The sequence below is a fragment of the Actinomadura sp. NBRC 104425 genome, assembly GCF_030269545.1.
In the GTDB taxonomy this organism is placed as follows: Bacteria; Actinomycetota; Actinomycetes; order Streptosporangiales; family Streptosporangiaceae; genus Spirillospora; species Spirillospora keratinilytica.
The window spans coordinates 591,644-601,020 of sequence record NZ_BSTN01000002.1 but is presented as its reverse complement, the minus strand read 5'-3'; the positions used below and the strand labels follow the sequence as shown (position 1 = coordinate 601,020).

The window sequence follows — 9,377 nt, the reverse complement described above, 5'->3', positions numbered from 1 at the left end:
TCACCCGTTCGCCGCTCGAGTACCCCCGAAGGGGCCTTTCCGCTCGACTTGCATGTGTTAAGCACGCCGCCAGCGTTCGTCCTGAGCCAGGATCAAACTCTCCATCAAGGTCCAAACACCCACCACACCGTGGCAGGCCAAACCTCAAGAGAAATCCCAGCACGACAGCCCCAGAAGGGACTGCCTGCCTCAAAGAAACCCCACCCCGAAACCAACAGTCCCAGGGCTAACAGGGGCGGCCAGACGTCGAACGTCCAGCCGACTAAAAGGCACTGGCTTTTAACACGCTGTTGAGTTCTCAAGAAACGGACACCCACCGCGCGGAACCCGCTCTCGCAGGCCCCGACTCCGGGGCAACCCTTCCATGCTACCGGAACCTTCCCGCCTGTCAACCCAGACCATCCGATCCGGTCTCCAGACCCAGCCCGGCCTCCGCACACCGACCACCCGGACGACCAAGATCGCCCAAAAGATCACTTACGGAGGAGTCCCGCGGGCCGGCCACCGCACACGCGATGTCCCGCATCCCGTCCAGACTGGTCCCCCCAGACCACAACGACCCGAACCAGACTCCGAATCGTTTTCCCGCTGGGAGAAGGTTCCCCGGGGCCGTCCGCCGTGCTGTCCGGCGTCCCGCATCCCCTCGGGGCAGGAAGAAGATTAGGGAGGTCCGACGGAGTCGTCAAATCAGCCCGCGCGGGCCGCGCCCGCCCTCGCGGGACGAGGGGTAGCTCGGCACCGTCCCCGATGCCGGCCGGGCCAGTAGACGGTCCGTCGGCGAGGCGGCATTCCGGCCACCGCGACGCTGGACGGCCGGTCGCCTTCCGGGTGAGCCTGCTGGCGCGCAACCACGACCTGGTGCTGCCGGCTAAACATCCTCGGCCGTGTCTGCGGCGACACCCGGGAGGTGCTGGACAACATCGTGATGTACGAGGAGTACTGCGCCGAGCAGCGCTGCCCGGACCGGCCGCGCCTCCTCCCCTCCGACCATGCCCGGTGCGAGCGCCGTGCCGGCCTCTGGCTGGGCGAGCGTTGGCGCCGGAGCAGAAGCGAGCCGTGCACATCAACGAACATTGCCCGCATACAGACGCGTGCGATCAAGGCCTGGCCACCATGCTGATCACGGCTGGCCGGGCCGACGTCCACCGCCAGGCCCGAAACGCACTTGCGACGCCCGGCTCGCCGCACGGTGGCCTTACGCCATGCCCCTACTGATGCGCTCCAGGCGCTCGCCGTCTGCTCTGCGCATGCGCAGGACGGCACCGCCAGCCATGCGGAACACACGGCACGACCACCTCATGCGCCCGCAGCCTTCGGCGAAAGCGCACCCCAGCCCACAACCCGTGTGATCAAGCACAGGCGGCCAAGCTGATCGCGGCTGGCCACACCCTGCTTCGCTGCCAGGCCGGAACACGCTTGCTGCTTCGCCGCTAATGGCCTGACGGCCGTGCCGCCTCTCCCGCGTCCCATGTGCTCTCTGTCGTCCGGCCGGTACGTGCGACGGCACGGCGATCGCCGATCAGGCGGGACGCACGGTACGGGCACCTCGCACATCCACGAACGTGCTCGCCCAGACGCGTGCGATCAGGCCTTGGCCGCCTTGTATGATCACCTCTGCCCTGGCAGCCGTTCTCCCACTGCCACGCTGGAAATGCGCTTGCGCCCCTCAGCTCCGCGGTGCCCTGACGCCAGGCCCCTCCTGATGCACCCCATGTGCTCACCATCTGGTCGGCGTATGCGCGGCACGGCACCGACCTCGGGCCGCAACGCGCGCGATCAAGCCTGGGCGGTCACGCTGCTCGCCGCTGACCGGGCCGCCGATCTCCGCCGCCAAGCCCATGGACGCGCTTGCGCCCGCCGGCTCGCCGCACGGTGGCCCAACTCCGCGCCGTTTCAGACCGTCCTATGTGCTCGCCGTCTGACCGGCACATGCGACGGCACGGCACACGCAGCCACGCCGAGCGCCCGGCCCGCACCCGCCGCACCAGAAGACACGCACCGACACATGTGATCAGGCCCGGCCGCCATGTCGACTGCAACCTGCCGACCCGCGCATCTCCACCACCAAGCCCTCAACACACTCGCGGCACTCGGCTCACCCACAGCCACCCAACGTCGCACCCTCAAATGCGCCCATCGCGCTCACCACCAGGCCAGCACATGCGAGGCCACGCCACCCGCCGGACACTTGAGGCGCCGCCGGTACGGAGACCTGCGTGCCCGCACCCCGTCGCACCAGAAAACACGCACCGACGCACGTGATCAGGCCCGGCCGCCATGTCGACTGCAACCTGCCGACCCGCGCATCTCCACCACCAAGCCCTCAACACACTCGCGGCACTCGGCTCACCCACAGCCACCCAACGTCGCACCCTCAAATGCGCCCATCGCGCTCACCACCAGGCCAGCACATGCGAGGCCACGCCACCCGCCGGACACTTGAGGCGCCGCCGGTACGGAGACCTGCGTGCCCGCACCCCGTCGCACCAGAAAACACGCACCGACGCACGTGATCAGGCCCGGCCGCCATGTCGACTGCAACCTGCCGACCCGCGCATCTCCACCACCAAGCCCTCAACACACTCGCGGCACTCGGCTCACCCCCCGTCGCGACCCCGGCCCAACACCTCATGTGATCAAGCATTCGCGGCCAAGCCGATCGCAGCTGACCAGGTCACCGACCCCCACCGCCAGGCGCGAGACGCGCTTATGGGAGGTCGGCTCGTCGTCGGGGCCCGGCGCCGACGACGCTCCTGATGCGCCCATGCGCTCGCCGTCTGGTGGGCATGGGTGGTGGGCTGTTCGGTACGGGCGGCTCGCTCGTCAGCGAGGGTGTGCGCGCGGTGACGCGTCCGCTGACCTTCACGGCCGCGGCCTTGCGGGTGCCGGCGGCGTGGCCCTTTGTCACCGGGTGGGTCTGCGGCCGCCCGCAACCAAGCGGGCGGCCGCAGACCGTGCCGGGGTCAGGGGTGGACGACCTCCACGCCGCCGATGTTGCGCTTGCCTCGGCGCAGGACCAGGAAGCGGCCGTGCAGCAGGTCGTCGGGGGACGGGACGGCGTCCTCGGCCTCGACCTTGGTGTTGTTGAGGTACGCGCCGCCCTGGGTGATCGTGCGGCGGGCCTCGGACTTGCTCTTGCACAGGCCGGAGGAGGCGAGCAGGTCGGCCACCGGCGGCAGTTCGCCGGGCCGGACCTCGGCGCGCGGGACCTCGGCCAGGGCCGCCTGCAGGGTCCGCTCGTCCAGGTCCCGCAGCTCGCCCTGGCCGAACAGGGCCCGGGACGCGGCGATCACGCGGGCGCACTCCTCGGCACCGTGCACCAGGGTGGTGACCTCCTCGGCGAGCGCGCGCTGCGGGATGCGGGCGGCGGGCCGTTCGGCGCCCTGCTTGACCAGGTCCTCGATCTCCTCCCGGGGGCGGAAGCTGAAGACCTTCAGGTAGCGCTCCACGTCCCGGTCGTCGGCGTTGATCCAGAACTGGTAGAAGGCGTACGGCGAGGTCAGCTCGGGGTCGAGCCAGTAGGTCTCGCCGCCGGCGGTCTTGCCGAACTTGCTGCCGTCGGCCTTGGTCAGCAGCGGGGTGGTCAAGGCGTGCGCGGTGCCGCCCTCGACGCGCCGGATGAGGTCGACGCCGGCGGTGAGGTTGCCCCACTGGTCGCTGCCGCCGGTCTGCAGGCGGCAGCCGTACCGGCGGTACAGCTCCAGGTAGTCCATCGCCTGCAGCAGCACGTAGCTGAACTCGGTGTAGCTCATGCCCGTGGTGTCCAGGCGCTTGCGGACGGTCTCGCGGGCCAGCATCCGGTTGACCGGGAAGTGCTTGCCGATGTCGCGCAGGAACTCGATCGCGCTCATCGGGCCGGCCCAGTCGAGGTTGCTGACCATGAGGGCGCCGGTCGGGCCCTCGTCGAAGTCCAGGAACCGGGCCACCTGGCCGCGGATGCGCTCCACCCAGCCGGCGACGGTCTCCTCGGAGTTCAGGACGCGTTCGGCGCTCTTGCCGCTGGGGTCGCCGATCAGCCCGGTGGCGCCGCCGACCAGCCCGATCGGCCGGTGCCCGGCCTGCTGGAAGCGCCGCAGGGTGAGGAGCTGGATGAGGTTGCCCAGGTGCAGCGACGGCGCGGTCGGATCGAACCCGCAATACAGCGTGACCGGCCCCGCGGCGAGCAGCGTCCGCAGGTCATCCAGATCGGTGGACTGCGCGATCAGGTCGCGCCACGCCAGATCGTTCAGGATGTCGGTCACGTTCTTCCTCGTTCTCGGATTCGTCGATCTCGATGCCGGACCGCCGGCGGCGGAGCCCGGGCACCTGGATACCCTACGGCTTCAACACGGCTGATGCTTCATTGATTTCACCGCCCGAGGGGGCTGCGCGCACCGGCCGTGGCCTCCTCGGATGCCCCGCGCGGGTCAGGCGCGGGCGGTGGGCGCCGAACGGCGGCGCGGGACGTGGGGGCGGTAGGGGGAGACGGTGGGGTCGCCGTCGATCCAGAAGCGCCACGGGGTCTCCTTGCCGCCGTTCACGCCGACGCGCGGGCCCGTCCGCACCGAGGACGGGTCGACGGGGCCGTCCCCCGCCAGGATCCGCAGCCGTCCGCCGGGCGAGCAGGCGTCCAGGCCGTTCTGCTCGCGGGCGATGGCCAGGGCCTGGCAGAGCCGCGCGGGGCCGCGGGCCAGGTCCCGGACGGTCGACCGCGGGCGGCGCAGGCGCGCCAGGTCCTCGCCCGCGACGATCCGGCCGGCGCGCAGCAGGACGGCCGAGGCGGTGCCGTCCGGGCCGCACACCAGGTTGACGCAGAAGTGCATGCCGTAGGTGAAGTACACGTAGGCGTGCCCGGGCGGGCCGAACATCACCGCGGTGCGGGGCGTCATCCCCCGGTAGGCGTGGGAGGCGGGGTCCAGGGGGCCCGCGTACGCCTCCACCTCGGTGAGCCGCACCGCGACCTCGCCCTCGTCCGTGCGGTGCGCGAGCACGCGTCCGAGCAGGTCGGGTGCGACTTCTTCGACCGGGCGGTCGAAGAAGTCCCGTGACAGCAGAACCTCGTCCATGACCTCACCGTGATGCCGCCCGGGCGCCTGGGGCGCCCGGGGTGCGCGTCGGCCTGCCACCGTACCGCCTGCGGGGCGGCGAGGGGGTCAGCTCTCGTCGGGGCCCGCGGCCCATGCGGCGTGCTCGTTGACGAGAGTGCGCAGCGCGGTCAGCTGCTCGCGGACCCGGTCGGGGGCGGTGCCGCCGTAGGCCTTGCGGGACGCCAGCGCCCCCTGGACGTCCAGGACCTCCCGCACGTCCGGGGTGAGGTGCGGCGACACCTTGGCCAGGTCCTCGTCGGTGAGGTCGCCGAAGTCCTTGTCGTTGACCTGGCACCACACCACCAGGTGGCCGACGACCTCGTGCGCCTCGCGGAACGGGACGCCGCGCCGCACCAGCAGCTCGGCCAGGTCGGTGGCCAGGGCGAACCCGTCGGGCGCGGTGGCCTCCAGCCGCTCGGTGTTGACCCGCATCGTGGCGATCAGCCCGGACATCGCGGGCAGGACCAGCAGCAGGGTCTCGACGGCGTCGAAGGCGCCCTCCTTGTCCTCCTGCAGGTCGCGGTTGTAGGTGAGGGGCAGGCCCTTGAGGGTGGTGAGCAGGCCCACCAGGTGGCCGATGAGCCGTCCGGCCTTGCCGCGGGCCAGCTCGGCGACGTCGGGGTTCTTCTTCTGCGGCATGATGGACGACCCGGTGGCGTAGGTGTCGTCCATCTCGATCCAGCGGAACTCCTGCGAGGCCCACAGGCAGATCTCCTCGCCCAGCCGCGACAGGTGCACCCCGATCAGCGCGGCGGCGAACAGGAACTCGGCGACGAAGTCGCGGTCGGCGACGGCGTCCATGGAGTTGGGCGCGGCGGAGTCGAAGCCCAGTTCCTCGGCGGTGGCCTGCGGGTCCAGCGGCAGCGACGAGCCGGCCAGGGCGCCCGAGCCGAGCGGGGAGACGGCGGCGCGCCGGTCCCAGTCGCGCAGCCGGTCGATGTCGCGGGTCAGCGGCTGCACGTGCGCCAGCAGCTGGTGGGAGAACAGCACGGGCTGGGCGTGCTGCAGGTGGGTCATGCCGGGCGCGGCCACGCCCAGGTTGCGCTCGGCCTGGCCGATCAGCGCGTTCTCCAGCTCGACCAGCCGGTGCACGATCTGCCGGACGTGGTCGCGCAGGTACAGGCGCAGGTCGGTGGCGACCTGGTCGTTGCGGCTGCGGCCGGCGCGCAGCTTGCCGCCGAGGGTGCCGAGGCGCTCCAGCAGGCCGCGTTCCAGCGCCGTGTGGACGTCCTCGTCGGCGACGGTGGGCCGGAACTCGCCGGACCGGCACGCCCGCTCCAGGTCGTCCAGCGCGCCGAGCATGCGGTCGAGTTCCTCGTCGGTGAGCAGGCCCGCCCGGTTGAGCACGCGGGCGTGCGCGCGCGACCCCATGAGGTCGTAGGGGGCCAGCCGCCAGTCGAACTGGACGCTCACCGAGAGCCGCGCGAGCGCGTCCGACGGACCGCCCTCGAACCGTCCGCCCCACAGTCGCGTCGGTGCCTTGGTCACGAAAATCCTCTTCCCACCGTCATGGCTGAGTTTCTGGCCACCGCGTCGGCTGCCCCCGGGCCGTCTCGGGCCGGGGCACGCGGGATGTCCCGCATCAGCGTACGACCACTGCGCCGGTGAGGGCGGCATGCCCCGTCCCATGCGGGCCCGGTCCCGGCCGGACGCGGTCAGGTGCTCGTGCGGGGGGGGCGCTGGGGTCCCTAGGCTCGTCGGTCGCGTCCGTTCGTCAGGCGCAGCAGGGCCTGGGCGACCTCCTCACCGCCGTCCGGGTCGCGGGCGATCACCAGGACGGTGTCGTCGCCGGCGACCGTCCCGAGGATGGTGGGCCACTCGGCGTGGTCGATCGCCGAGGCCAGGTACTGCGCGGCGCCCGCCGGGGTGCGCAGGACCACCAGGTTGGCCGAGGCCTCGGCGGACACCAGCAGTTCGGCGGCCACCCGGGCGAGCCGCCCGGTGAAGGTCTCGGTGCCGGTGGCGGCGCGGCGGATGCGCTCGCCGCCCTCGCCGGGCACCGCGTAGATGAGGCTGCCGTCCTGGGCGCGCAGCTTGACCGCCCCGATCTCCACCAGGTCGCGCGACAGCGTCGCCTGCGTGACCTCGACGCCCTCGTCGGCCAGCAGCTTGGCCAGCTCCGCCTGGGAGTGCACGGGGTGCCGGGTGAGCAGCTCGACCACCCGGGCCTGGCGGGCGGTCTTGGTGAGCGGGGTGGTCATGGTCAGTGCTCCAGCAGCCAGGTGAGCAGGGCCTTCTGGGCGTGCAGGCGGTTCTCGGCCTCGTCCCACACCACGCTGTGCGGCCCGTCCAGGACGGCGGCGGAGATCTCCTTGCCGCGGTAGGCGGGCAGGCAGTGCAGCACGCAGGCGTCGGGGGCGGCCTGGGCGAGCAGGGCCTCGTCGATCGCGTACGGCTCGTAGGCGGAGGTGTCCTTGCCCTCCTGGCCCATGGACACCCACGTGTCGGTGGCCAGCACGTCGGCGCCGGCGGCGGCGCGCTTGGCGTCGGCGGTGACGGTGACCGACCCGCCGGTGGCCGCGGCGATCTCGGTGGCGCGTTCGACGACGGCGGGGTCCGGCGGGAGCTGCTCGGGCGCGGCGATCCGCACGTGCAGGCCGGCGGTGGCGCCGCCCAGCAGGTAGGAGTGGGCCATGTTGTTGGCGCCGTCGCCAAAGTAGGCGAGGGTGAGGCCGGCGAGGGAGCCCTTGGCCTCCTTGACGGTCTGCAGGTCGGCCAGCACCTGGCAGGGGTGGAACCGGTCGGTGAGGGCGTTGACGACGGGCACGGTGGTGCCGTCGGCCATCTCCTCGATGCGCTCCTGCCCGGAGGTGCGCCACACGATCGCGCTGACCTGCCGTTCCAGCACGCGGGCGGTGTCGGCGATGGGCTCGCCGCGGCCGAGCTGGCTGGCGCCGGCGTCCATGATCAGGGCATGGCCGCCCAGCTCGGCGATGCCGACGGCGAACGACACGCGGGTGCGGGTGGACGGCTTGTCGAACAGCACCGCCACCGACCGCGGGCCCTCCAGGGGGCGGCGGGCGAACCGGTCGCGCTTGAGCTCGGCGGCCAGGTCCAGGACCTCGGCCTGCTCGGCGGGGGTCAGGTCGTCGTCGCGCAGGAAGTGCCGGACCATCGGTCAGTTCTCCTTACCGGCGGGTGCGGCCTCGGTGGCCGCATCGAGGATCGCCGGGAGCGCGTCGACGAACGACCGCGCCTCGCCGACGGTGAGGATCAGGGGCGGGGCCAGGCGCACCGCGTCCGGCTGCACGGCGTTGACCAGGAAGCCGGCGTCGCGGGCGGCGGCCTCCACGGCGGCGGCGACCGGGGCGCTCAGCACCACGCCCAGCCACAGGCCGCGGCCGCGCACGCCCGCCAGCAGCGGGTGGGAGACCGCCGCGATGCCGTCGGCCAGCACCTTGCCGACCTCGGCGGCGTTGGCGAGCAGGCCGTCGCGTTCGATGGTGTCCAGGACGGCCAGGGCGGCGGCGGCGCTGACGGGGTTGCCGCCGAAGGTGGAGCCGTGGTCGCCCTTGGCGAACACCTCGCCGTAGGGGCCGAGGGCGATGCACGCGCCGATCGGCAGGCCGCCGCCCAGGCCCTTGGCGAGGGTGAGCACGTCGGGGCGGACGCCGTCGTGCTGGTGGGCGAACCAGGCGCCGGTGCGGCCGATCCCCGACTGGATCTCGTCGGCCACCAGCAGCGCGCCGGCGGCGTCGCAGATCCGCCGCGCCTCGGCGAAGTAGCCCTCGGGCGGCGGGACGACCCCCGCCTCGCCCTGGGCGGGCTCCAGGAACACCGCCGCGCACTCGGCGGTGACGGCGGCCTCCAGGGCTTCGGCGTCGCCGTAGGGGACGAACCGCACGTCCCAGCCGAACGGCCCGAACGGCTCGCGGATGGACGCCTTTCCGGTCAGCGCCAGCGCGCCCATGGTGCGGCCGTGAAACCCGTTCTCGGTGGCGACGAGGTAGGTGCGGCCGTGCGCCCCGCCGTGCTTGACGGCGATTTTGAGCGCGCATTCGTTGGCCTCGGTGCCGCTGTTGGCGAAGAACACCCGGCCGTCGCCGCCGAGCAGGCCGCGCAGCCGCTCGGCCAGCAGCACCTCCGGCTCGTGCAGGAACAGGTTGGAGGAGTGGGCCAGCCGCGCGACCTGCGCGGTGACCGCCTCGACCAGGGCGGGGTGGCCGTGGCCCAGGGAGCTGACGGCGATGCCCGCGATCAGGTCGAGGTAGGCGTTGCCGTCGGCGTCCCACACGCGGCTGCCCTCGCCGCGCGCCAGCGCCAGCGGGGGCACGCCGTAGTTGGGCATGAAGGCGGCCTCGAACCGCTTTC

The 9,377-nt window shown here is 72.4% G+C and carries 6 protein-coding genes and 1 rRNA gene; all 7 read right to left on the bottom strand.

Translation table 11 applies throughout. From position 1 onward, the window contains the following. A 16S ribosomal RNA gene (locus QSK22_RS05810) occupies positions 1–108 on the bottom strand; the annotation flags it as partial. Between the two features lie 2,855 nt (positions 109–2,963). Then, positions 2,964–4,241, bottom strand: a complete 1,278-nt coding sequence (gene tyrS / locus QSK22_RS05800) for a tyrosine--tRNA ligase (RefSeq protein WP_285492895.1) — start codon at positions 4,239–4,241, stop codon at positions 2,964–2,966. A 165-nt stretch (positions 4,242–4,406) separates the two neighbouring features. Next, positions 4,407–5,045, bottom strand: coding sequence for a DNA-3-methyladenine glycosylase (locus tag QSK22_RS05795; RefSeq protein ID WP_285492894.1), 639 nt, complete (start codon positions 5,043–5,045; stop codon positions 4,407–4,409). Between the two features lie 87 nt (positions 5,046–5,132). After that, positions 5,133–6,554: an argininosuccinate lyase gene (gene argH, locus QSK22_RS05790; protein WP_285492893.1), complete on the bottom strand. Its 1,422-nt coding sequence runs from the start codon at positions 6,552–6,554 to the stop codon at positions 5,133–5,135. A 200-nt stretch (positions 6,555–6,754) separates the two neighbouring features. Beyond that, on the bottom strand, positions 6,755–7,267 hold the full coding sequence (locus QSK22_RS05785) for an arginine repressor (RefSeq protein WP_285492892.1): 513 nt from the start codon (positions 7,265–7,267) through the stop codon (positions 6,755–6,757). Positions 7,268–7,269: 2 nt separating this feature from the next. After that, the gene (gene argF, locus QSK22_RS05780; protein WP_285492891.1) at positions 7,270–8,181 is read right to left on the bottom strand and encodes an ornithine carbamoyltransferase; all 912 of its coding nucleotides are present in this window, start codon (positions 8,179–8,181) and stop codon (positions 7,270–7,272) included. A gap of 3 nt (positions 8,182–8,184) precedes the next feature. Beyond that, positions 8,185–9,354: an acetylornithine transaminase gene (locus QSK22_RS05775; RefSeq protein ID WP_285492932.1), complete on the bottom strand. Its 1,170-nt coding sequence runs from the start codon at positions 9,352–9,354 to the stop codon at positions 8,185–8,187. Positions 9,355–9,377: the final 23 nt, after the last annotated feature.